The following is a 25,658-nucleotide window of genomic DNA, read 5'->3' on the forward strand; positions in this document are numbered from 1 at the left end:
CCATTTTTATTGCAAATATGTATTTTATTACAATTTAAATTTGTTTTAAACTATAATTGAATATATTGTGAAAAAGAGTAGAGAGTGGGAACAGCAATAGAAAAGGCTATCTTTTCAAATTGTGTAATGAAATCAAAGGGAGGATAAATATGTATAAACAAGTAGTAGAACTGTAGAAGAAGTGGCTATATCGTATAAACAATATACACATGAGCCAATATTAGATTATGAAACAGATAGAAAAATTAGAGAAAGGTTTAAATGTCCTATTACGGGGTTGAAGAAAAATGATTAGCATGATATTCAGTTATATATTGTTAGGGATTTCATTGTCTGCACCAGTCGGTCCGATTAATGTTGCTCAAATAAATAAAGGAATAAAAAATGGTTTTTTGAGTGCATGGTTAGTAGGAGTCGGGGCAATGTCAGCAGATGTTGTAATGATGTTTTTAATTTACTTTGGTATTTCGACTTATTTAACAACTCCAGTTGCTCAACTTTGCATTTGGATTTTTGGTTTTGTAACGATGATTTATTTGGGTTATGAAAGTATGAAAGAAGCTACTAAACAAGTTCAATATATTTCATCAGGTGAAAAAGAACATCCTTTAAAATCTTTTTTATCGGGGTTTGCTATCGCAATTTCTAATCCATTAAATATTATTTTTTGGATAGGGATATATGGATCAGTTCTAACTAGTGCTATGAATACTATTGGAAAAGAACAAGCTTTATGGTATAGTGCAGCCATTTTTGCTGGGATTATGCTTTGGGATATATTTATGGCTACATCTATTCATTTTGGTAGAAGATTTATTAATCATACAGTAATGAAATGGATTTCTATAGTAGCAGGCATTGTTTTAATTCTGTTTGGAATATATTTTGGCTACGAGGCAGTAAAAGGAACTGCTCAACTATTGTAAAGTTTTTGATGATTAGAGAGAATAGTGATTTATTAGAAATTTATTCATCGCGAATCTTTTGGTTTTTGAATTTGTTAATCGATGGATATAGGTTAATTCCTTATAGTAAAAGACTTATAGAATCATTCTATAAGTCTTTTTATTGCGGTATAGAAAAATATATAGGTACATTCTCTTCTCACAAAGAGAAATAAAATTCTTAACAAGAGCGATAAAATAAATATATAAGCAGTAAAGCAAATTTCAATCAAAGTAGCTTGTTTGCATTTCAAAAATCTAGAATATTTTTAATTGCTATGAATGACTTTCACAACTTTTGCGGGCACTCCTGCAACGACAGTGTTTACAGGGACATCTTTTGTAACAACTGCACCTGCAGCAACAATTGAATTGTTCCCAATTGTAACACCAGGAAGTATTGTTGCGCTAGAACCAATCCATACATTTTCACCAATTGTAACAGGGGAAGCGTATGTCGTATTTCTTGTTTCTAAAGTTAGCCCGTGATTAAGTGTGGCAATTGTAACATTCATACCGATCATACAATTGTCTCCTATATGAATTCCGCCTCTATCTTGAAAAGAACATCCAGTGTTAAAAAATACATTTTTTCCAATTGTAATATTTTTACCGAAGTCTGTATGAAACGGTGGAAAACACATAAAAGATGGATCAATGTTGTTACCTGTTAATTCACTAAATATTGCTACAATCTCTTCTTTAGAATGATAAGATGTATTTAATTTCATTGTTATCTTCTGGGCTTCATAGCTACATTGAACTAGTAGATCATGTAATTCTTTATCCTCGCCTGAAATAGGCTTGCCGGCCTTACAAAAATTTATAAAATCTTTCATATTCATTGTTATACTCCCCTCTAAAACGCTAATCTTTTCAATACAATCATAAAATGATACGATTCCAATATCAAATACCTATATTAAATACATTCATATGCTTATTAGCTATATGTAAAAGGAGACTATCGTGGAAATTCGAGTGTTACGCTATTTTATTGCTGTAGCAAATGAAGAAAGTATTTCAGCAGCTGCAAAACAATTACATTTGTCACAGCCAACATTATCAAGGCAACTGAAAGATTTAGAAATGGAATTAGGAACAAATTTATTTATAAGAGGAAATAGGAAAATATCATTAACAGAAGAGGGGAAATACTTATTTAAAAAGGCGAAGGAGATTGTTGATTTAGCAGATAAAACGGAAGCGAACTTAAAAGATTCAAAAGAAATGATAAGCGGGGAAGTTTACATTGGTGCCGGTGAAACTGAAGCGATGCATCTTATTGCGAAAACATTAAAAGTATTAATAAAAGACTATCCAAATATTCGATTTCATTTGTACAGCGGAAATGCTGATGACATTAAGAGTAAATTAGATAGTGGATTATTAGATTTTGGTGTCGTTATAGAGCCAACTGATAAACAAAAATATGAATATGCACAATTGCCAGCTAAAGACACTTGGGGTGTATTAATGTGTAAAGATAGTCCTTTATCGGATAAACAAGTTATTAGCCCAGTGGATTTAATAGATAAACCATTATTCATTTCACGACAATCTACTGTTAGTAATGAATTAACAGGATGGTTTGGACAAAGTATAGATAATTTAAACATCGTCGCAACCTATAATTTGCTTTATAATGCAGCACTTATGGTTGAAGAAGGTATTGGCTATGCATTATGTATAGATAAAATAATTAACACGTCAGGAAACAGTAAACTTTGCTTTAAACCATTACAACCTAAATTAGAAGCAAATTTAAATATTATTTGGAAAAAGAATCAAGTGTTTTCGAATGCCGCTCATGCATTTATAAATCAGCTTCGAAATAGTATAAACCAATCATAATGTAAAATGCAAAACGTGCCATCGTATTAAGGTGACACGTTTTTGCTCTTACGAAATATTCATTATTCTTTCAAAGGTTCCAGTAAAACAACTTCACAGAAATGTTCATGTTCAAATGAGGAAGAAGTGAACAATAAAATGATTTATATTCTGAAAGTTGTAACTTTTGTGATTGTTAAATATAATAAGGGTACATATCGAGTGGGCTTGAATGAAAAATAGTTTATTTGGTTAATTATTTTTTATATAAACTAATATAGCATTGGAGTTGAATACAGTGGAACAAAAGTATTTCAGATGGAGTAACGAACAATTACGAGAACATGTTGAAGTCATAGACGGAACGAGAAGTCCGCACATTGTATTAAGGAATGCAACATACTTAAATTCCTATATGCGTGAGTGGATGCAAGCAAATATCTGGATCTATGATGACCGCATTGTATATGTAGGAGGAAAATTGCCAGCGCAACTACATGAATGTGAAGTCATTGATTGTGATGGAAAGTATGTAGTTCCTAGTTACATAGAACCGCATGCACATCCATATCAATTATATAATCCAGAAACGTTAGCGAATCATGCGATGCAATTTGGAACAGCAACTTTTATTAATGATAATTTAACTCTATTTTTCACATTAAAGCGTGAAGAATCATTTCATTTATTAGATGAATTTGAAAAGATTCCAGCAAGTATGTATTGGTGGTGTCGTTTTGATGGACAAACTGAATTGCAAAACGGGGAATCTTTATTTAATCGTGAAGAAATAATAGAGTGGCTTAAGCATAAAGCAGTTCTTCAAGGTGGCGAGCTAACAGCGTGGCCAAAGTTATTACATGGCGATGATGAAATGTTACATTGGGTGCAGGAAACGAAACGATTACATAAAAAAGTGGAAGGACATTTTCCAGGAGCATCTGAAACGACTTTAGCGAAGTTAAAACTGTTAGGTACAGATTGTGATCATGAAGCGATGACAGGGCAGGAAGCTTTCACTCGTCTTATGCAAGGTTACACGGTTTCCCTAAGAAATTCTTCAATACGCCCAGATTTAGAAGTGTTACTGAAAGAATTGTTGAAACTAGGAGTAAAGCAGTTTGATAGATTTATTCTTACTACAGACGGCTCACATCCTTCGTTTTATGAAAATGGAATGACAAACGTAATGATAGCTACCGCGATAAAACAAGGAGTGCCAATAATAGATGCTTATCATATGGCAAGCTATAATATCGCTCGTTATTATAATATGGAACATGTACATGGTTCAATTGCGACAGGTAGAATTGCTAATATAAATATTTTGGAAAGTAAAGAAAACCCGGTTCCAATAAGTGTAATTGCAAAGGGGAAATGGGTGAAGCGTGACGGAGTAAATAAAAATGAATCATTACAAATAGACTGGAGTAAATTCAAAGTAACTCCACTATTATTAAACTGGTCCATAGAAAAAGAGGATATGATTTTTTCTCATAAAGTGGGTATATATTTATTAAATAACGTTATAACAAAACCATACACGACTGAAATTGATTTAAACTGTGATGAACTTTCTTTAGATCATGATGAGTGTTTTCTTATGATGATTGCTCGTGACGGTACGTGGCGAGTGAATACAGTTGTGAAAGGTTTTGCGAAAGAACTAGGTGGTCTTGCTAGCTCTTATTCTGGTACCGGCGACATCATTCTTATTGGGAAGAATAAAGAAGATATGCTTACAGCTTTTCATAGAGTAAAAGAGCTTGGCGGGGGAATGGTAATAGCTGAAAAGAATGAAGTATTACACGAAATCGCATTACCATTGCTCGGGATTATGTCTAATTTAAAAATGAGTGAATTAATACAAGAAGAGAAACAGTTGGTGAAATTACTAAAAGAGCGTGGTTACGCGTATGACGATCCGGCATTTACCATTTTATTCTTTTCTGCGACGCACCTGCCTTTTATACGGGTAACACCTATAGGACTATATGATGTGAAAAATAGTAAGGTAATGGCTTCACCAGTGAATTTGATAAAACAATGTTAATATGAAAGGCCCTATAAAAGTCCAATTTATAGGGCCTTTCACATTGTTAGCATAAGAATATAGTGAGCCTCAAATAATATAGTATCTAAATTACTTGAGGTGAAACGTAAGTATGAAAAAAATATTGTATATTTTAAGTGTATTTATATTATGTGTATCTATTCAACAAGTTGTACATTCTCAAACGGATGCACCAGAGTTATCTTCTGATTGTCTTGAAAAAAGGAAAATTCGAGATGACAAGCATGTGAAGAATATAATAAGTGATATTAAATCCACATTTAATTTAAATATTGATGAACATAGTTTTTGGGAAGTAAGTAAAAGAAATCTGGAGGCTGCCCATTTGATGTATGGTGGAAAGGAAAATGATTCTTATTATAATTCGCTAACTAAAATTTATGATAGTGGTGGATTTAGCGAGCAGCCCAGCTTATTTGTGAGTGCAAAAGAAGCATTTTTACTTTATAAAGAAAAAGATAATATCAATGTAATGAAACGCCTAAACCTAGACGTTGAAAAAGGGGAATGGCTCGTTATAAAAACGAAAAAGAAGAAAGGGAAAAAAGTGAAATTCAAGCCGTTGCAATGTGAAAAAGATTATATGAAAAAGAGAAATGAGTAACAAAATACTTATTAATGCTGTTTTTATTTAACGATATTTTGCTGTTGATTTGAAATAGAAAAAGGTAAACGAACATATTAGCTTTATGGAATATGTTTGTTTACCTTTTTTGAGAGATTTAAAAATTGGGATGTTGTTAGTTGAAAATTAATTACTGGCTAATGAACTTATAACATTCAATGAATTTGTTCTTCATAAACATTAGATTTTGTGTCAAATGATTTATACATTGCCGAACCACCTATGTATATTTTATTCTACAGTATTTATAAAAGAATGTTGGCTATTCATAAGAAATATGATTGGCACAGTTTTTGCTTGTATTAAATGTAAGGAAGGGAGATTGTATGTAAGGAATCTGTACTCGTAATAGTATAAAACAAGCTACTATTGCATTATTGATCATAGTTGTATTTATAGCGGAACTGTAAATACATACAAATAAGTGTTTTTTTGATTTTAAAATTCAGAATTTTCTTTTAAAACGTCAGGGGGCAATGGTATGGTTAAATATTCGAAAATTTCTAAGTGGATTCTTGGTGTTGGACTAGTGACAATAACATGTAATGGTTTGCAAATTCAAGCAGAGACAAAAGAGAAAAATGTGAAGAATGTATTACAAATGGAGCCGGTAGGAATACAGAAATCTGTTGATGAATTGGCGCACCCTTCAAAAGTACAAGAAAATGCATCTTTTACAAAACGGTTAAAATTAGCGGATTTATCGCAGCGTCCACTAGCACCAACCGATAATATTAAACCGTTAGCTGAAGAAAAAAAGTATTCGATGGCTGAGTTAAATCAATTAAATAACAAACAATTAACTGATCTTCTTGTGACAATTAAATGGTATCAAATTCCGGAATTATTTCAGTTTAATAGTGATAGTCTTAAATTCTATCAAGATGATAACCGAATGCAAGCGATTATTAATAAACTAGCAGAACAAGGACAAGCTTATACGAAAGATGATTCAAGAGGGATTGAAACATTAGTAGAAGCTCTACGTGCAGCATTTTATTTAGGTTTTTACCATGATGAATTAAGCAAACTAAATGAGCGTAGCTACCATGATAAATGTTTACCAGCTTTAAAAACAATTGCAAAAAATCCAAATTTCAAACTTGGTACATCAGAACAAAATAAAGTAATTGCATCATATGGAAAATTAATCGGAAATGCATCAGCAGATGTTGAAACGGTTTTATATGCAGGTGAAATTTTTAAACAATATAACGATAATCTTGCAACTTTTATTGAAGACCGAACAAAAGGAGACGCTATATATGAGTTGATGAAGGGAATTGACTTTGATATTCAGACGGATATGTACACGACTGGAAAAGAGCCGAAAGATACGATGTGGTATCGAAATATCGATAACTTTATTAATGAAGTAAGTCGTTTCGCACTTATTGGTACTGTATCAGATAAAAATGGATGGTTAATAAATAACGGAATTTACTATGCTGGCCGATTGGGCAAGCTTCATAGCACGCCGACAAAAGGACAACAAGTTGTTACAGATGCAATGCGAATTTATCCATATTTAGGAGAGCAATACTTTGTTGCGGCAGAACAAATTACTACAAATTATGGAGGAATAGATGCGAACGGAAAAACTGTAAATTTAGATCAAATTCGAGAAGAGGGTAAAGAGAAATATTTACCGAAAACGTATACGTTTGATGATGGAGCAATTGTCTTTAAAGCTGGGGATAAAGTTAGCGAAGAGAAAATTAAACGTCTATACTGGGCGGCAAAAGAAGTGCGTTCTCAATTTTATCGTACAGTTGGTAGCGATAAACCACTTGAAAGTGGACATGCTGATGATGTGTTAACGATGGTTATTTATAATAGCCCAGATGAGTATCAATTTAATCGTCAACTGTACGGATATGAAACGAATAATGGTGGGATTTATATTGAAGGGACAGGGACTTTCTTTACATATGAACGTACATCAGAGCAAAGTATTTATAGTTTGGAAGAATTGTTCCGCCATGAATTTACGCACTACTTACAAGGAAGGTACGAAGTTCAGGGATTATGGGGACAAGGAGAAATGTATCAAAATGAACGTTTAACATGGTTTGAAGAAGGGAATGCAGAGTTCTTTGCAGGTGCAACGCGATTAGATAGTGTAGTACCGCGAAAAAGTATAATTGGTGGGTTATCTAATGATCCTGCAAAACGTTATACAGCATCACAAACATTAAATGCGAAATATGGAACGTGGGATTTTTATAATTATTCGTTTGCACTGCAATCATATATGTATAATAAACGCCCAGAAATGTTCGATAAAGTACATGATTTAATTCGCGCAAATGATGTTTCAAGTTACGATGCATACCGTGTTACATTAAGCAAAGATAATAAGTTAAATGAAGAATATCAATCTTATATGCAAATGCTTATTGATAATCGCGATAAGTATACAATTCCACAAGTATCAGATGAGTATTTAACTCAGCATGATCCAAAATCGCTTTCGGACGTTACTTCAGATATTACGAATGAAGCGAAATTAAAAGATGTGAAAGTAACAAAGAATAAATCACAATTCTTTAATACATTTACACTACAGGGGACATATACAGGAAGTGCGGCTAAAGGAGAAGTTGAGGACTGGAAAGTGATGAATGAAGCAACAAATGATATGTTGAAACGCCTTTCAGGAAAAGAGTGGACTGGATATAAAACATTGACTGCTTATTTTGTAAATTACCGTGTAAATAATGCTGGACAATATGAATATGATGTTGTGTTTAGCGGAGTGAATACAGAAGAAGGTACGGCTGTAGAAAAAGAACCAAATAATTCATTTGAAACAGCAAATCCACTATCCTTGAATATTTTATTAAAAGGAACCTTGAGCGATCAAGATCAGGGGGATAAATTTGTTATTGATGTAAAGGATCAAAAAGATTTACAGATTTCTGTTACGAACGAACAAAATCTTGGACTGAACTGGGTATTATATTCTGAATCAGATCTAAATAATTATGTAGCTTATGCAACAAAACGTGATGGAAACAAATTGCTTGGAAATTATAATGCAAAGCCAGGGAAATATTACTTAAGTGTATATAAGTATGGTGGTGGAACAGGGAATTATACGGTACAGGTAAAATAGTTTGTTTTGAAAGGCTACTTATTGCATTTTTTAGCTAAATAAAGTATTTAATGTTAAACATTAAACTACTTCAATATATCCCTGTTCTAATTATAGAACAGGGATATATTGGCTTTATATTTTTAAATTAAATAACTTCATTGGATTTTGACAAGAAAATAATTAATATAGATTTGAATTCTCATTCGTAAAGCATGTTTTAATCTTCTTAATGCTCTTTCATTTTTGTCTCAATGCTTGTTTTCAAATCAGTTGATACTTGATTGAAATACCCCAAAACTATCTTCCTAATATCATGGGATATAACTTTCATATCACTAGCTAAGTTTTTAGCAAGATGTTCTTTTTCTATCGGTTTTAACTTCGTATAAAATTCAGTAGGCTGCGTAAAGTCATCCTGTTTCGTAATAGAAGTTCTTTCAAGTTTACCTTCAACGTATCTTCCGTCACCGCTCGTTATTTGATTAGCAGGTGTCCAATTTTGCTGTTGGTTAATCGTTAATTTGCGGAACTCAGGTCCAATTCTTCTTCTTTGAGAATCACTATAAATGTTAGCCCGCCCTTGCAACATTTTATCATCTGATAGTTCTGCGCCGTCTAGTAAATTAGAAGGGGAGAAGGCGACTTTTTCTACTTGCTCCATATAATTTTCAGGATTTTTGTTTAATACCATTTTGCCGACTGGTATAAGAGGATACACCTTTTCATCCCATACTTTTGTATCATCTAAAGGGTCATAAGAAAGATGTTCTTCATCTTTTGGGTCCATGAGCTGGACGTATAATCCGTATTCCACTGGTTTACCATTTGCGATTGCATCATATAAATCTTTCCCGCTATAATCAGGGTTTTCAGCAGCCAGTTTAATTGCTTCCTCACTAGTAATGAATTGTACACCTTCAAATGGGTACCAATGATACTTTACATATTTTCGGTTACCTTCTGCATTTCTCCAAACATATGTATTAACACTATGTCCCGGAATGTGGCGAAGACTTTTGGCCGTACCAGCATCAGAATATAAATGAATAACGAAATGAATGGATTCAGGTGCTTTAGCGACAAAGCTCCAAAAACTATTCGGGTCTATTAAGTTAGTTTTAGGTGAAGGTAATAACGCGTGAATCGTTTCTGGGAAGCGCATCGGATCACGAACGGAAAAGACAGGGATGTGGTTACATAAAAGGTCGAAAATGCCTTCCTTTGTATAAAATTTTGTAGAAAAACCGCGTACATTTCTAGAAGTATCAGGTGTGCCTTTCGTACTAACAGCTAATGAAAATCGTACCATAACGGGAACTTTCTCATTAGACTGTTGTAAAAAATTTAGTTTCGTATGTTCAGACATTGGATAAATCGTTTGAAAATAACCGAACGCACCAAATCCTTTTACATGAACAGGTCTTTCTAAAATTTTTTCGTGAATAAATTCTTGTAACGTCTCGTGAAGTACACTATCTTGCTCTAGAACAGGTCCACGTGAACCAACTGTTTGTGAGTGAAGTGTAGCTTGCTCATTACGTTCTCTATCTTCATTAAAGTCATTCCCTAGTAAAGATTGCCCCTGTTTATCATAGTTTTCATTCATCGATATAGCCTCCAAATCTTTTTTATCCATTGTTACTAAATATGATTTTATAATCTTGATTATGTATGACATGCAAAGTAGTAACAGACCGCTAGATGAAAAAAATGCACATGTAGTGGACCTGTTGAAATAGAAGAAATTATGGAAAAATGAATATCGTGAAGAAAATTACTATTAAAATTTTAATCTGAAAAATGAATTTATAGAGAATAAACATAAATAAACAGGGAAAATAACTAGGAGGAATTTAACATGTCGGATTGGTTTCAATTAGATAAGGAATATATGATGTCTACGTATTGTCGTACGAAGGTTGCGATAGAAAGAGGAGAAGGGTGCAAGCTTTATGATGTGGATGGAAAAGAGTATGTAGACTTATTTTCTGGTGTCGGAGTGAACGTATTAGGGTATAATCATCCAAAAATTGTACAAACGACAATGGAACAAGTTACGAAATCGTTGCATCTTCCATTTCATTTTTTAAATCCAGTTGCGATTGAGTATGCAAAGAAATTAGTTGACTGCTCTTTAAAAAACGGAAAGGTCTTTTTTACAAACTCTGGTACGGAAGCGACAGAAACGACATTAAAATTAATTGATAAATATAGAGCTAATACGGGAGAGGAACGTGAAGGAATCGTAGTGCTGAAGAATAGTTTCCATGGGCGTACGTTAGGAGCACTTCATTTTACGAGACAAGAAAGTGTATATCAAAATTTCCCTAAAACATCGATTCCGGTATATGAAGTAGAGCGTGAGAATATAGAGCAATTAGAAGAAACAATCGTTAAAGAAAATCCAATTGCGATTATGCTAGAGCCTGTATTAGGAAGCGGGGGGATATACCCTTTATCAAGTGAATATTTACATGGTGTTCAAAACTTATGTGATAAATATAATGTTATTCTTATCGTTGATGAAGTTCAAAGTGGTATGGGGAGAACTGGTAAACTATTTGCTTATCAAAATTTCAATATTGCTCCGGATATTATTCAAATTGGTAAGGGAGCAGGAGGTGGGATACCGCTTGGCGGAATTATTGTAGGTGAAAAGTTATGTGATGTATTTGCACCAGGAGATCACGGCACAACGTTTGCTCATTCTTCAATGGGAACCGCTTTAGGGTTAACGGTATTAAACACATTGATTGACGATGGTTTAATGCAAGAAGCGTATGAAACGTCACACTATCTAAATGATAAATTGCAAGAAATTCAGAAAGAAAATTCTTATTATATTCAGGAAGTACGTCATGTTGGTATGATGTTTGGAATTAGTTTGAATGATACGAATGAAAATGTGAAGAAATTGCAGGTAGAGCTAATGGAGAAAGGGATGTTAGTGGACGTTACACAAGGGAACATCATCCGTTTACTTCCTCCATATATAATTAAGAAAGAAGAAATTGATGCATTTATTACTCAATTTATTTCTTGTATGGATAAAGTTGCTGCTGTAGTAAGTGCTTAAAAGTTAAGGGCTAAATTTTATATAAAGTGCACTCTAATTGTTAAAAATAGTTTTACAATTGGGGTGCATTTTTTATAGTTGAATTTTGTAAAATACAGTTGTTGGTAAATGATAACGAAAAAAATAGAAGGAATTTCATTATATTTGATACATGATTGAATGATATTTTACTGTTGAAGAAAAGAGAAAGTAAATATAAAGATAGTAGATAAAACGAGTGGTACTAACAACGAGTGATAGAACGTTTTGAAAATAATAGCATACGAATATATATATGATAAGAATGAGGTGATATATTGGAAAATAATGATATTCAATTTACTTCTTTACAAATGCGAACTGATAGATTTGGTTGGGCTGGTATTCAATATGCAAATAAAAAGCAAGCCATTTTATATACTCGAAACGGAGGAGTAGAATGGGATGTTGTTAATCCTCTAAATTCAATTGTATTATTTGCATATCCAATAAATGCTCGAAGCTCTTGGGCATATGGTTTAACAAAAACGAATGACGATCTATTGCCAGCTATATTTTATACAGTTAATAGAGGAGAAAGATGGAGTGAGTTTATTTTACCGGTTGAAGAAGAGTGGGAGAAATCGACTGATGTTCAAGTGCAATTGCATGCTACGGATATGGATAGTATATGGATTGTATTATCTAGAAAGCTTGCATCAAATAAATTTGAACATAATTTATACTATTTGAAAACGAAAGCGAAAGCTTGGAAAGTAATAAAAAATATAAGTATTAGTGATAGTATTTCAGGGATAACATTTATAAACGATTTAGTCGGATTTATTTCATTACAAAAACAATATGAAACATCAACGGTATTTAAAACAATAAATGGTGGGGAAAGTTGGCAAGCTATAAAAGATATTCCAAGTCTTGAAGGAATTAATACTGGGACTGCTATGGCTTATAAAGCAATCTATAAAAATAACCTTTTAGTAATACCAACTAAAATGAATGATGACAAATTTTTAATGAATTACTCATTTGATAAGGGGAATTCGTGGCATATTTCAAATAAAACAATAAATACTAGTAAAGTGGCTGTTTCTTTTTTTAGTTCCTATTATGGCTGGGTTATAAATAGTGAAAATGGAAGTGTATATCAAATAATAAAAAAAGGATCAAAATGGATCAAAGTATCAAGTAATCCATTGTTAAAAAATGTATTTTGTTTGCATTTTTTTAATCGGCGTAAAGGTTGGGCGTGTAATAAAAAAGAAATATTTAATACAACAGATCGCGGTATAACATGGAAAAAGGTAGTATATAAAATTAATAATATTGATAAATTAGTTTAAAAGAGTCCTAAAGAAATTAGGGCTTTTTTTGTTTTTAAATGGGGATTGTTGTAACACACAATGATAAGAGGAAGGAAGCGAGTGTAGAACTTATATTTTCAAAAATAGACGGTTGTTTTTACACAGTATAATTCACTTTTGAATATGTTAATAAAGTAGCAAATTCATAGGAAATGGTAATACTTAATATTTTATCCCGCTTTAATGGGCAGTAAGACCCTCACCTCAAAATTCAGCGAAAGCAAAGAAGTTAGGAGGGGGATCAACTGCCCATAAAAGTCCGATTGGTTCAACTAATAATCAGTGGGGGATGAAGAAAACCCCCACTGATTAAAGTTTCACTTTATGTCACATGATGTGTAAAGGGGGCGTGTAATGAAATCGTTAACGGTTATTATTTTGTATAGTGAAAGAGCACAAATATTAGAAGAGTCAATTCAATCTATATGGAAGCTAAATCCTCTTGAAATTATAATTTTCGTTCCTAACGATAGAAGTAATTTGTATGAAATAGCAAAGAAACATAAATGCCATATTGTTTTGATGGATAAATATAGTACGTATTATGATGGGTATGAAGCTTCTGTAAAGGCAGCAAAAGGAGATGTATTGTTATTTGTAGATAGTAATTCTTTATTATCTTCAAATGAAATGAAGAATTTTATTGAGCCAGTCATTACAAATCAGGCTGATGTAGTATTAAACAAAATAGATAAATTTATAGAAGTTGGTAAATGTCCAAATATGGATATTGTTTGGAGAAAAATGTTAAATGAAATTTTATGTCGACCAGATTTAAAAAGCAATTCAATATTTTCATTACCATATGCACTTACGAAAGAAGTAGTGGTAAATATCGGCTTTGATTATATAAAAGATATCGTTCTAGCTCATATGAACATAGTGAATCAAGGCTGGCGGATTAACGATCAATATGCAATAAAAACGTTATCTGAAGATGAAATGTTAGAAGAAGAAGGGTATTTATTAAAAAAAGAATTATCAGAAAATGAAAAAGAGAAAGTGGAAAAATATTTAATCGGTATTTCTAAATGGATAGAGAAAAAAGGAAGAAGAGTAGGGTTTACTGATGCAGGAAAAAGAAGAGATATTATTCAAAGATTAGGTGAAAGCAAGCAGTATCCTTCGTATCATCGAGGTTGGGGAATGCATTCTTCAATTTATGATGGGAAACAACTATCTGTCATTATACCAGTGCAAAATGAAGAAGAGACTATAGAACAAGTAATACTTGAGGCAAGAAAAATAGAACCGCTAGAAATAATTGTCGTTGTAAATGGTTCGACAGATCAAACGGCCAATATTGCTAAAAGATTTGGTGCTACTATTATTGAATATAACGAACGACTTGGTCATAATGTTGGACGTGCTATTGGAGCGCTTGAAGCTACAGGAGATATTCTTTTATTTATTGATGGTGATTTTAGTGTTTCAGGAAGTAATTTGCATCACTTTACAAAAGCAGTTTCAGCTGGTGTAGACATAGCATTAAATGATTTGAATCCGATGTTACATCCTCCGTTTTATGTTGTAGACGTCGTAAAGTATATGCTTAATTTAGCATGTAATCGTCCAGAATTAAGTAATGGCTCATTAGTAGCGATTCCACATGCTATGAGTAGATCATGTTTAGATGCAATAGGCTGGGAAAGTTTACTATGCCCTAGTCTTGCACAAGTAAAAGCTATATTACAAGGGTATAGAGTAGAATGTGTACATTACGTTGATGTTGTAAAACCGAATAGAATTCGTTTAATGGAGAATGTAAGTCATAATGGACATCCTCCAGCGGTATTAAGAATAATTGGTGATCACGTTGAAGCTCTCTCTTACTTAATAGAACACCTTGAAATAGATGGAAAGGGTGATTAAACTGTTAGACCAATACAAAAAAATTAACATTTCATATGAAGAATTATGGCAAATGGATTTTCAAACTACAGAACCATTTATACTCAAGGTTGATTGGGGTAAAGTAACGTATGAATTTTTAATTCGTATTAAGCCGGGTGCTTCTAACACTATTGTTTTTGGATCCGGAGCAGGTGGATTTCAAGAACAGCCAATTGGTCCACCTATTTTTCATAGACATTCTTGGATGGAAGAGTTTGAAGATACTGTTATATATTATAATGATCCTACATTATATCTTGGAAAATTATCTTTAGGTTGGGGACAAGGGGAGTTAGATAGATTTTACTTACAAGATATAGCAAATATTTTAGAAATATTATTTACAAAGTTAAAAATTGATTCGAAAAATGTGTTGTTTTATGGCAGTTCCGGGGGAGGGTTTATGTCTTTAATTTTAGCTGGATTCGTTAAGGGCTCCACAGTTTTAATTAATAATCCTCAAACAAATTTATTAAAATGGATACCTGTACCAATAAATCTAGTTTTCGATTTGTCTTATCCAGGTTTATCAAGAGAAGAAGTTGAGGAGAAATTTGGCGAAAGAATTAATGTTGTGAAATTTTTTAATCACATTAAATATGTACCGAATATTTATTTTTTGCAAAATTTCGCGTGTGAATTTGATGTGCAAAATCATTTAATACCATTCATTTCTGAATTAGAACAACTGGATAAAGATACAGAAGTAAATCAAATTGTAATAGACTTATATTTCGATAAAAAAGCAGGGCATGCAGCGGTAGGTAAGAGTGAAACAATTGAATATATAAAAAAAGTAAAGCCTAATCAGACTGTAAAAAAAGAACAAAAAGAAGTGGCACTGTCAGTCGTTATAGTTTTAGGAGAAGAAAAATCGAAATTGAATCAAATTTTAAACAAAGTGCACCATATAAAACCATTAGAAATTATCATTGTAGCTGATGATAGAATGAGTGCGATACAATCCATACCTACATTTGTTGAGAGTAACGTTGTTGTTATTGAAGAAAAAAATAAATGGAAAGCACCAGTTTATGGGGTGAAAATCGCTAATGGAGATGTAATTTTATTTTTAAATGGAGAAGATGTTATTTTTTCGGTAGAATTAGAACGATTTATAGAACCACTACTAAAAAAGGAACAGGATGTAATCTTGAATAACATAGACTCTGTATGTTTTGAAAAGATGAGAGTAGAATGGCCAAGCATTGCTATGGTGTATAGAAAAATAGTAAACGATGTATTGGGGCGTATGGATTTAAAATATGATTCGATGTTATCTATGCCATATGCTATTACTAAAAAAGCAATTGAAGACATTGGATATGATATCTTGCAGAACCCTATTCTGTCCCAAGTAACTCTTATTGAGAAAGGGTGGCGACTACAATCCTCGTCAGCCATCACTAACACCTCCTTGAATAATATACCCGCAAACAAAACCTCTTTCTATAAAAATGAATTAACTAAATTAGAAGTATGTGAGATTAAAGAGAATGTAAAAGCTTTGGAAAGTTGGTTACAACGAAAAGATGATAGAGGTAACTATACAGATGGAGGAAGAAAAAGAGAAATTATAGAGCAACTAAAAAAACAAAAGAATTATTCAAGTTTTCATAAAGGATGGGGTTTGAATTCATCGATTTATAATGGGAAACAGTTATCAATTATTATACCAGCACAAAATGAAGAAACGACGATTAAAGAAGTTATTCTTGAGGCAAGAAAAGTTGAACCGAAAGAAATAATTGTTGTCATTAATGGGTCAACAGATCGGACAGAAGTAATTGCTAAGCAATTAGGGGCAACCGTAATTGTTTATCAAGAAGCATTAGGGCATGATGTAGGACGGGCAATTGGTGCACAAGAAGCCGCAGGGGATATACTTCTCTTTATTGATGCTGATTTTGCTATTCCAGCAAAAGATCTTCATCCGTTAACACAGGCTGTTACGGATGGTGTTGATATAGCTTTAAACGATTTAAATTTAAATCTTAGATTTCCCCTATATATTGTAAATTTATATAAATATATGTTGAATATTGCTTGTAACCGTAAAGATTTAGGATTGGGATCTACAATTGCTGTTCCCCACGCTATTAGTCGAAAATGTTTAGAGGGAATTGGCTGGGATACTCTTCATACAGCGTGTGTTGCGCAAGTAAAGGCAATATTAGAAGGATATAAAGTTGAATGTGTCCATTTTGTAGATGTAATGAAACCAAATCGTATTCGTCCAAATGAGCACTTTGCAACAGTAGGACATCCACCAGCTGTATTGAGAATTACCGGTGATCATGTAGAAGGGCTTTCATATTTACTAAAGAATAGGGATTTTAAAGATTTATTTTAATTTGGAAGCTACTATTATTAATAGGCGTGGAATAGCAATGGATAGAGTATAAGTTGAGTATTGGAATGAAAACAAAATTTAAAAAAGTTACCATTTTGGTTCAGGTGTAAGTGAAAAGTAAAAACTTCTTAAAATACATGAAGAGGTTTTTACTTTTTTATTTTAACTTATTTTAAGTATATCAAGTAAAAAATAAATAATGAAGTAACGATAAGTTCTATATAACTTAATATCAGATGCAAGTAAGGAGGGAATACCTTTTCTTACATCAATAAAAGGTGTTTTAATATGTATTTAGACATTAAGGTCTATCCAAATGTTGGGGCAGAAATATCTCTAAGGTGCAATTATGAATTTTCATCTGATTTTAATGTAATACCATTTATCGCATGTATTTCTATTTCAGTAAAAGATGATCTGAATTTATTAATTAATTTATCTAGTTTAATAATAAATTAAATATATATAAAACTGATAAGAAAATAGCAGCTAATTTATAAAATTTAGTAGGAGAGTCGTGTCCAAATTCAATCAACTGCATATATTGTTAAGAGAAAGGAGGGAGAGTTATGGCATGTACTACGAATAATGTTTGTTTAGATGTGTGTCTTAAAATTACAATTACCCCTGGTAGTGGAATTGATGCAGAAGTGGATTGTGGGGGCACATGTGGGACAAGTCCTACAATTGTAATTAGTCCTAGTGGATCAATTGTTATTACTTTACCATTAGTTGCATGTTTCTCAATTGCACTAAAAGATGATTTAAGTGTTGAATCTTCATTAACAAGCCTCTCTTTTCAAACTTCTTAAGAAAGATACAGAAATGAAAAGCCTGCCTTCTACTTTTCTTTTGATCTAATGTAAAAATAAAAAAGATGGTTACAACCCATCTTTTTTATTCTGTCATATATTAAAAATGAGATAATATATTATTTAGTAGGTAGGATGTATAATTAAAAGCACTCTTTACCTCTTTTTTGTTCGATGAGGTAAGAAATTGCTTCTATATGATCGCCAATGATTTGTTGTGTTGCTAATGAAAGGGAACTTTCTTCAGAGAAGTGTTTTTCAGGTCGAACACGATTCAATTTATCAACGTCGACAGAATGGACATTTTGTACATGAAAGCCTGCTAAAATTGTTTTAACTTGACTTAAGGTTGGGGAAAGAAGTGAATCAAACCCAATTGTATGAATGCATTTTCGACTAAAAGCATGAGGGACAGCAATTGTGGATCCCATACCTAAATCTTTCCGATTACATGCTAAGTTGATAGCATATTTACATGCGGTGACGATAGAATAGGGGAGACGATACATATAGTAGTAATCTAGTTTATTTAAAGCTAAGTCCGTGCCATTTTGGATAGATTGTACAAATGGTAATAAATCATAACTAGAAATTAAGAAATCTCCATCTACAAATAATAGTATTTCACCTTTAGCAAAAAAGGCACCGACAGCACGTCCCGTATCATTTCCAAGTGCTTCTTCGTAACTTATAACTGTTGCACCGCAACCCTTCGCCAATTCCTCTGTTTTATCTGTTGATCCATTAACAATAACGATAATTTCAAAAGGTTTTAATTTCTGTACCTCAAAAATGACAGATTCTATCGTTTTTTCTTCATTTTGAACAGGGATAATAACTGATAATTGCTTATCTCCATAAGTATTTGAATAAAACTCTTTACCTGTAATTATTTTTGGGATGTATTTTGGTTCACCGTTTTGAAGCCCTAAAATAATATCACGCTTTCGATTACAATCGGTATAGTTTCCTCTTTGATCTCGCACTAGATTGATCCAATTTGCAATGGCTGCAAGATGATAATGAATGAGTTGAGTTGAAGGAAAAGAGGGGACTTGAGGGATAGAAATCTTTAATTGATCGCAAATCCGAAATTTATGTTCAATAATTTTCATTTGTGCCAATATTGGATTTGATAAACTATCTGAAGTAATTACCTCAAGTACTTCTTTTGTCATTGCATAGGGAGGAAATAATAAGGAGTTAACATTTAAATCTGGACGATGAAAAAAATGATTCGTAACTTGCTGCCAAATCATTGCTAAATTGGGCTGTTGTTTTTGATGAAAAAAAGCATCTAAATTATTTAATACGACGTCAGCAGATCCATTTAGTAATGGTTGAAGAAATTGTATAAGTAAGGAGGAGGGAACCATGTAATTTTCATCTAAAAATAAGAGATACCCTCCCTTTGCTTTTTTGGCGCCAATTACATAACAATTAGTAGGTTCTATCGGTTCTTCTAGTGTAATAATTTCACAATTGTAGGAATCTGCATTCTCAATTGAATCCTGGATATATCCGTCAATAGTAAGGATAATTTCTAAAGGCTGTAGTTGTTCACATGCTTTCAAAATTTCAGGTAAATTTTTTATTTTATGTTGTATGGGGATAATAATAGAAATTGGATTTTTACACATAAGCAGTCTCCTTTTTAATCAGAGGTAGTTGTTAATAAGATTAGATAAAAGAGGAGATACATTTTCTTTTTGTTATAAGCATAACAATCATTTAGTTTTATCAGACTCACAATTTTCATTACTTGTATTAGAACCTTTATTTATTCCTGAAGCGAGTAAATTATTGAGAACGCTAAGGTCTAATTGCAGAGGGATGGAGTTTTCGGATGGAGTTTTCTCATTTTCTTTTTTTGTAGTTAATATAGTCTTTATATTTTTAATTTCTTTATATTGTTTTAAGGTAATGAAAAATCCAGAAATAATTAAGAGAAAAGAAACAGTAGTAAGTGAAAGTATTATTTCCAACATAAAATAGCCTCCTTTAAAACTATAATAATATTATAGTTGAATGTAATAAAACAGAATTCGAGCTAATGAGTTCACTTTTTAAATATATGCAAATCTTTAGTAAAAGTTACTGGTTTCTAAGTTAGAGGAAGCAATTATAGTAGCGTTATAAATATAAATAAATGAAAGGTTCATTTGTAGTGTAAAGGTATATATTATATAGCTTAAACTGCATTTTATAAAAAGTTAAATAGGGTGTAAATTTATACAAAAAGAGCATTTAATTGGACAAATATTTAATTATGTGAAATAATAATAACAGACAAGGAGACGTTGCTTTTCCTTAAGTGCTTCGAATTAATTTTATTCAATAAGAGAAGGTGTGCTTAAAGAAGTTAAATTAAAAAAGGAGCTGTTTTATTATATGCAACAAAATAATGATTTAAATTTTGAACCTCAAGACGTTAATATTGTCAATCCTAAACAAGCCAGGAAAGCAGTAGTTGCTACTGGTATAGGGAATGCAATGGAGTGGTTTGACTTCGGATTATACGCGTATTTAGCGGTTATCTTAAGTCAATTATTCTTCTCAGGTGTTGATAATAGTGGATTGCAACTTGTACTTACATTTGCTACTTTTGCAGTGGCCTTTCTCGTTCGACCAATCGGAGGTGTATTCTTTGGTAGAATAGGAGATAAGTACGGCCGAAAAATCGTGTTAAGTACTACTATTATTTTAATGGCACTTTCTACATTATTCATCGCATTACTACCAACCTATGAACAAATTGGTGTATGGGCACCAATACTACTTTTAGTTGCCCGAATGATTCAAGGCTTCTCTACAGGCGGCGAATATTCAGGAGCAATGGTTTATATCGCAGAATCTTCTCCAGATAAAAAGCGTGGTATACTCGGTAGTGGTCTTGAAATTGGAACACTCTCAGGTTACATTGCTGCATCGGTAATTGTTACCATTTTGACGTTATTGTTAACAGATGAGCAAATGCTCAGCTGGGGCTGGCGTATTCCTTTCTTAATAGCTGCACCAATTGGTTTGGTCGGTTTATATTTACGCCGTCATTTAGATGAATCTCCCATCTTTGAAGAGATGGAAAAAGCACAAGAGGAATCTGAAGACAACGAACAATTTTCATTTATGGATATATTAAAATATCACAAAAAAGACTTCTTATTAAGCACAGTAATTGTCGCCTTCTTTAATATTACGAATTATATGATTCTTTCGTATATTCCTTCTTATCTAACTCAAGTACTTAAAGTCAAAGAAACAACTGGCTTATTAATTATTTCTATTACGATGGCACTTATGATTCCGCTAGCACTTTATTTCGGTAAATTAAGTGATAAAATTGGTAATAAACGCGTCGTGCAAATTGGTTTACTTGGTTTAACAGTATTTGCAATTCCAGCATTTTTACTAATAGGTAACGGACATATTGCAGCTATATTTGCAGGTATTTTCGTATTAGGATTCTTCCTAAGCGTATATGAAGGAACATTACCTTCATTATTACCATCACTATTTTTCACCGATGTACGTTATCGAGCGCTTTCGATCTCATTTAATATTTCTGTATCGATATTCGGTGGAACAACACCGCTCGTATGTTCATACTTAGTTCATGCAACCGGTAACCCGCTTGCACCGGCATTTTATTTAGCAGGTGTAAGTATTATTGGATTAGTCGTATTTAGTGTATTATTCGTTACAACTTCAGGACGTGCACTAAAAGGTTCATATCCTACAGTAGAATCGAAAAAAGAAGCACACCAGATTGCAAAAGAAGACCCTGAAGAAACACTTTGGTGGCATGAAGAGTCATTAGAAATTGAAGCAGGGAAAAATGCTTCAATTTAAAAAGTAACGTAGAAGTATAAAAGACTCCTATGAAAATAGGAGTCTTTTTGTTGTGTTATTTCTTTCTTTTCTTCAAATTCTTCTGATACAAATAAAGCTTATGAATCTCTTCCTTAAATTCATGCAAAAGTACGGTGTTTTCCTCATTTGAATAACGCACTGTATTATAAGCATTTACAATAATATGACTCTGAATATTTACATCTTCTTCACTATTTATTCTTTCTAACCATGCTTCAACAGTTTCTCCTCGTTTTCTATTTAAAGGAGGAGTTAATTTACTCTCCAGTTTAAAAATTTCTTTTCGAATTTCATTATGTGGCGGTTTGTTTCGTTTAAAATGTTTTAAACTCATTCCTTCTTTATCAGTGATAATAGTAGATTCGAAGGCAGAGATATTTGGTAAACTTAATTGTTTTCGTTTTTTTATTATTTTCCAAACGACGTAAATAGCGATGACTGTACAAACTAATATTGTAATACTATTTATAAGGGTTGGATCAAAAGAACGATGTCCAAATTCATCCTTAATTTGAGAATCTTTTAAATTTCCTTTATTCGACCAAAAATCGTCTGTTTCTTTTGATTCAGCTGCCGAAAATAACGGATTAATGGCGTATCCAAATCCTAAAGCAACTACTTGTACGGCATAAGAAAAAAGAAGCCGAATGTATGGAAAAATAGGAATGAGGAGAGCACTAATTATTCCAATCGTAATAAGAGAAGCGAAACGTAATAACTGCTGATTACGATTTGCCCCGGTTAACCAAAATGTAATCATTATGTGTATAACTAACAGTAACAGTTTCCACAAAGGTGGAAAGGGCGCATAAAATACGGCTGAAATACTAAACCAAACAATACCGCCTAATGATTTTTGAACTGGATATCCTGGTCCGATTACATGTACGATAAAGAAGAAAAGCGGTAACATTATTGTGCCAAATAGAGAGAAAGAGAGAAAGAGAGAACAACCGATTATTTGAGTAATTAACAGTATGACAAAACCTGTTGTTTTTTTCTTCATTAGTTTATGGATAAGAAATACTCCAATATAGCCTGTTGCTAAAAATATAGCAATAGCAACTAGTTCATCCCTTTCTGTTAATAACGAAAGGAGGAGCAGCAGAATAAAGTCATTAACGTGATAAAGCCAAGTTTTCAAGCTTTTCCACCATCCCTTCGTTATTAATGAGAAACGTAGGCTGAGAGAGAAGAGGGAGTTCATTTCTCTGTAAACCAATGTATATCATTGTAGACGATCGTTCTCTTTTTCTCGTTACATAATGAAGAAATCCTTGTTTCGGAAGTAACGTACTATCATCTGAAATACGCGCTAATTCCTCTAAAGATATTCCGTAATGTGTTTGCCCTTCGTTTAATGGTAAGTGCAGAGGACCACCTTCAGCTAATACACTAATAAATAGTTCAAACGGTATTTGATGCTTCGTTGCGTATTGACAAATGTATGTTGCAAATGAAATAAGGTCTTCTATATTATCTTTCCAACCAAACCCGCGATCAGCAGCTAATGAAAGACAAATCGTCCAACTATAATTTTTTACAGGTTCATATTGCTTCGCCTGTAATGATTGCATTTTAGCAGATGCTTTCCAATGAATAGAACGGAAAGACTCACGTTCATAACGTTTAACACCGATAATAGATGTTTCATCATTGTAAAAGGAAAAATTCGTTCGATAAGATCCGGTTAAAAGTTGCTGTAGTTCTTGTAAGCCTGCTACTTCTTTAGGAGAAGGGTACACAATAATTTCAGTCCTCAATTTATCAAAAATGGGCAAATGTACAGTTAAAAGATGAAAAGGATCTTTCAAGACACATTCGAACTGTTCAATTTGAAACACACCACGTTTCGTTGCGGTTAATGTTAAATCCCACTTTTGCGCCGAATGAGCAGGTTGTGAAAACGGGAAAGAGAATAGTGTTTTTGATATTTGTTCAATTCCTTGATCTTTTTGTGGTAGTAGTGACGGATTTAAATGAAAATAACAAACACCGTTAACGAGCGGTATATTTGCTCCATTTTTTAAATGAATAAAAAACTGCCCAGATTCATTAGGAAAAAGCCGAGTAGTTTGTTTCTCATTTACGACTTCAAATGTTTTCTCTATGTAAGCGACATATTTATAAATGAAAATCGCAAATAAATAATAGAAGAAAAAGAGAAACATAATGATTCGTTGTGGCATAAAAAATGTAAATAGTATAGCGCCTGGGACAGTTAGTTGAATAATATGGAGTTGGAAAAATAAAGGTACAGTTACAACACGCTGTCCATTCATGTTTGTTCAATCTCCACTGGTACGTCAACTTCTTTTAAAATCCTTTGTATAATTTCATTTTTTGTCGTGCGTAATGCCCCTTCCATTGATAAGACGATACGATGATTCCAAACAGAAGGAACTAAAAATTGTATATCTTCAGGAGTGCAATATTCTCTGTCGCGTAAAAAGGCTAGTGCTTGAACTGCACGCACTAAAGCGAGTGTGGCACGCGGGCTTACACCATTAGCGATGTAATCATGATTTCTTGTAGCGTGAGCAAGTTTAATAATGTAATGTTCTAACGGTTCTGATACGAAAATTTCTTTTACTCGTTTCTGTGCTTCTAAAATATCATCTAAAGAAATAACAGATGTGACACGTTCTAGTGGTACATCGCTACGAAAACGTCGCATCATTTGTAGTTCATCCTCTGGAGACGGATAACCAATTGAAATCGTCATTAAAAAGCGATCAAGCTGTGCATCTGGAAGAGGGAAAGTTCCTTGTGATTCAATTGGATTTTGCGTCGCAATAACAAAGAACGGTTTCGGAAGAGGAGTAGACTGTTTTTCAAGCGTTACTTGTCGTTCTTCCATCGATTCTAATAAACTAGACTGTGTTCTAGGCATAGCGCGGTTAATTTCATCCGCAAGCAAAATATTAGTCATGACTGGCCCAAGTCTTAACTCGAATTCACTCGTTTTTGGATTGAAATATTCAATACCTGTTACATCACTCGGAAGTACATCAGGGGTAAATTGAACGCGAGAAAAATTACCACCAATACTTTTTGAAATGGTTTTCGCCAGTAACGTTTTCCCTGTACCAGGCACATCCTCAAGCAGCACATGACCATCAGCAAGCAATGAAACGAGTAATAGATCAATAACATTTTCTTTACCGACAAAAACTAACCCTATGTTTTCTTTCAATTTATTTATCATATGTATCATTCCTTTCAAAATATAAACGGATATTTCTATATTTTAACAAATTTTTCAGAAAATTTATATGATTTTTTAATTCTAAGAAATAAATATTAGGTTATTAAATTATAATCTTGCATATTTTGGAATATGAATATATAATATCGGTATACGATATATCGTAAGTCGATATATCTGAAGGCGATGTATCGGAGGTAGTTATAATGAATGTGAAAGCGCAAAAATATATTCCGTTAACTGAAGCGACATATTACATATTGTTGTCATTAGTGAAGCCAATGCACGGTTACGGAATTATGCAAATGGTAGAAGCGATGACAAATGGAGAAGTAAAACTCGGTCCTGGTACTTTGTACGGGAATACGACGAAGTTACTAAAAGAGAAGTTAATAGTTGAAGTCGCCTCTACAGATAGAAAGAAATGTTATGAGTTAACGCCACTTGGTAGAGAAGTATTAGAGCTAGAGCATAACAGGTTGCAGAGATCGGTAAGAAATGGAAATAGTATATTAGGGGAGTGAATGGAA

At 32.8% G+C, this 25,658-nt stretch carries 19 protein-coding genes; 12 read left to right on the plus strand and 7 right to left on the minus strand.

The genetic code is table 11. The features are described from left to right. Positions 1-287: 287 nt before the first annotated feature. Positions 288-926, plus strand: coding sequence for a LysE family translocator (locus ACUN0F_RS18100; protein ID WP_000624898.1), 639 nt, complete (start codon positions 288-290; stop codon positions 924-926). 287 nt (positions 927-1,213) lie between these two features. Here the strand turns inward: ACUN0F_RS18100 and ACUN0F_RS18105 are convergent, their stop codons facing one another. Further along, the gene (locus tag ACUN0F_RS18105; RefSeq protein ID WP_264462173.1) at positions 1,214-1,789 is read right to left on the minus strand and encodes a sugar O-acetyltransferase; all 576 of its coding nucleotides are present in this window, start codon (positions 1,787-1,789) and stop codon (positions 1,214-1,216) included. A 124-nt stretch (positions 1,790-1,913) separates the two neighbouring features. Between ACUN0F_RS18105 and ACUN0F_RS18110 the strand changes: the two genes are divergently transcribed. The 4 genes from ACUN0F_RS18110 to colA all read left to right on the plus strand — a co-directional run bounded on the left by ACUN0F_RS18110 (position 1,914) and on the right by colA (position 8,594). Further along, positions 1,914-2,798: a LysR family transcriptional regulator gene (locus tag ACUN0F_RS18110; protein ID WP_264462172.1), complete on the plus strand. Its 885-nt coding sequence runs from the start codon at positions 1,914-1,916 to the stop codon at positions 2,796-2,798. A gap of 277 nt (positions 2,799-3,075) precedes the next feature. Continuing rightward, positions 3,076-4,830 carry an adenine deaminase C-terminal domain-containing protein gene (locus ACUN0F_RS18115; RefSeq protein WP_264462171.1) on the plus strand — a complete coding sequence of 585 codons (1,755 nt, stop codon included), beginning with the start codon at positions 3,076-3,078 and terminating at the stop codon, positions 4,828-4,830. Positions 4,831-4,942: 112 nt separating this feature from the next. Next, positions 4,943-5,455: a hypothetical protein gene (locus tag ACUN0F_RS18120; RefSeq protein ID WP_215561596.1), complete on the plus strand. Its 513-nt coding sequence runs from the start codon at positions 4,943-4,945 to the stop codon at positions 5,453-5,455. A gap of 502 nt (positions 5,456-5,957) precedes the next feature. Continuing rightward, the gene (colA, locus tag ACUN0F_RS18125) at positions 5,958-8,594 is read left to right on the plus strand and encodes a collagenase ColA (RefSeq protein WP_445539865.1); all 2,637 of its coding nucleotides are present in this window, start codon (positions 5,958-5,960) and stop codon (positions 8,592-8,594) included. A 208-nt stretch (positions 8,595-8,802) separates the two neighbouring features. Here the strand turns inward: colA and ACUN0F_RS18130 are convergent, their stop codons facing one another. Next, positions 8,803-10,182 carry a catalase gene (locus ACUN0F_RS18130; protein ID WP_445539866.1) on the minus strand — a complete coding sequence of 460 codons (1,380 nt, stop codon included), beginning with the start codon at positions 10,180-10,182 and terminating at the stop codon, positions 8,803-8,805. Positions 10,183-10,434: 252 nt separating this feature from the next. Between ACUN0F_RS18130 and ACUN0F_RS18135 the strand changes: the two genes are divergently transcribed. The 5 genes from ACUN0F_RS18135 (at position 10,435) to ACUN0F_RS18155 (ending at position 18,050) form a co-directional block, all read left to right on the plus strand. Beyond that, positions 10,435-11,652 carry an aspartate aminotransferase family protein gene (locus tag ACUN0F_RS18135; RefSeq protein ID WP_445539867.1) on the plus strand — a complete coding sequence of 406 codons (1,218 nt, stop codon included), beginning with the start codon at positions 10,435-10,437 and terminating at the stop codon, positions 11,650-11,652. Positions 11,653-11,948: 296 nt separating this feature from the next. Next, positions 11,949-12,971 (plus strand): hypothetical protein, encoded by a 1,023-nt coding sequence (locus ACUN0F_RS18140; RefSeq protein WP_264462167.1) that lies wholly within the window; start codon positions 11,949-11,951, stop codon positions 12,969-12,971. 375 nt (positions 12,972-13,346) lie between these two features. Beyond that, positions 13,347-14,864 carry a glycosyltransferase family 2 protein gene (locus tag ACUN0F_RS18145; protein WP_445539868.1) on the plus strand — a complete coding sequence of 506 codons (1,518 nt, stop codon included), beginning with the start codon at positions 13,347-13,349 and terminating at the stop codon, positions 14,862-14,864. Positions 14,865-14,916: 52 nt separating this feature from the next. After that, positions 14,917-17,238 (plus strand): glycosyltransferase, encoded by a 2,322-nt coding sequence (locus ACUN0F_RS18150; protein ID WP_445540833.1) that lies wholly within the window; start codon positions 14,917-14,919, stop codon positions 17,236-17,238. Positions 17,239-17,807: 569 nt separating this feature from the next. Beyond that, a complete protein-coding gene (locus ACUN0F_RS18155) occupies positions 17,808-18,050 on the plus strand; it encodes a hypothetical protein (RefSeq protein WP_000752473.1) in 243 nt (80 codons plus the stop codon). 143 nt (positions 18,051-18,193) lie between these two features. Here ACUN0F_RS18155 and ACUN0F_RS18160 read toward each other — a convergent pair whose 3' ends face one another. Together ACUN0F_RS18160 and ACUN0F_RS18165 are read right to left on the minus strand one after the other, a co-directional pair. Further along, the gene (locus ACUN0F_RS18160) at positions 18,194-19,690 is read right to left on the minus strand and encodes a glycosyltransferase family 2 protein (protein WP_264462164.1); all 1,497 of its coding nucleotides are present in this window, start codon (positions 19,688-19,690) and stop codon (positions 18,194-18,196) included. Positions 19,691-19,777: 87 nt separating this feature from the next. Further along, complete coding sequence (locus ACUN0F_RS18165) at positions 19,778-20,038, minus strand: hypothetical protein (RefSeq protein WP_097916683.1); 261 nt, start codon at positions 20,036-20,038, stop codon at positions 19,778-19,780. A 403-nt stretch (positions 20,039-20,441) separates the two neighbouring features. On the opposite strand from ACUN0F_RS18165, the gene ACUN0F_RS18170 reads away from it, so the two are divergent. After that, positions 20,442-21,899, plus strand: a complete 1,458-nt coding sequence (locus ACUN0F_RS18170; protein WP_001186936.1) for an MFS transporter — start codon at positions 20,442-20,444, stop codon at positions 21,897-21,899. Positions 21,900-21,954: 55 nt separating this feature from the next. On the opposite strand, the gene ACUN0F_RS18175 is transcribed toward ACUN0F_RS18170, so the two are convergent. Genes ACUN0F_RS18175 through ACUN0F_RS18185 form a run of 3 tightly spaced genes read right to left on the minus strand, consistent with a single transcriptional unit; the run spans position 21,955 to position 25,128 of the window. Beyond that, positions 21,955-23,064, minus strand: coding sequence for a DUF4018 domain-containing protein (locus tag ACUN0F_RS18175; protein WP_445539869.1), 1,110 nt, complete (start codon positions 23,062-23,064; stop codon positions 21,955-21,957). Next, a complete protein-coding gene (locus ACUN0F_RS18180; RefSeq protein ID WP_445539870.1) occupies positions 23,039-24,202 on the minus strand; it encodes a DUF58 domain-containing protein in 1,164 nt (387 codons plus the stop codon). Before ACUN0F_RS18180 ends, ACUN0F_RS18175 begins: the two co-directional genes overlap by 26 nt. Further along, a complete protein-coding gene (locus ACUN0F_RS18185) occupies positions 24,199-25,128 on the minus strand; it encodes an AAA family ATPase (RefSeq protein WP_445539871.1) in 930 nt (309 codons plus the stop codon). Before ACUN0F_RS18185 ends, ACUN0F_RS18180 begins: the two co-directional genes overlap by 4 nt. Before the next feature lie 206 nt (positions 25,129-25,334). On the opposite strand from ACUN0F_RS18185, the gene ACUN0F_RS18190 reads away from it, so the two are divergent. Further along, on the plus strand, positions 25,335-25,652 hold the full coding sequence (locus ACUN0F_RS18190) for a PadR family transcriptional regulator (protein WP_445539872.1): 318 nt from the start codon (positions 25,335-25,337) through the stop codon (positions 25,650-25,652). The last annotated feature ends 6 nt before the right edge of the window (positions 25,653-25,658 follow it).

The organism is Bacillus sp. 1A, assembly GCF_052682215.1.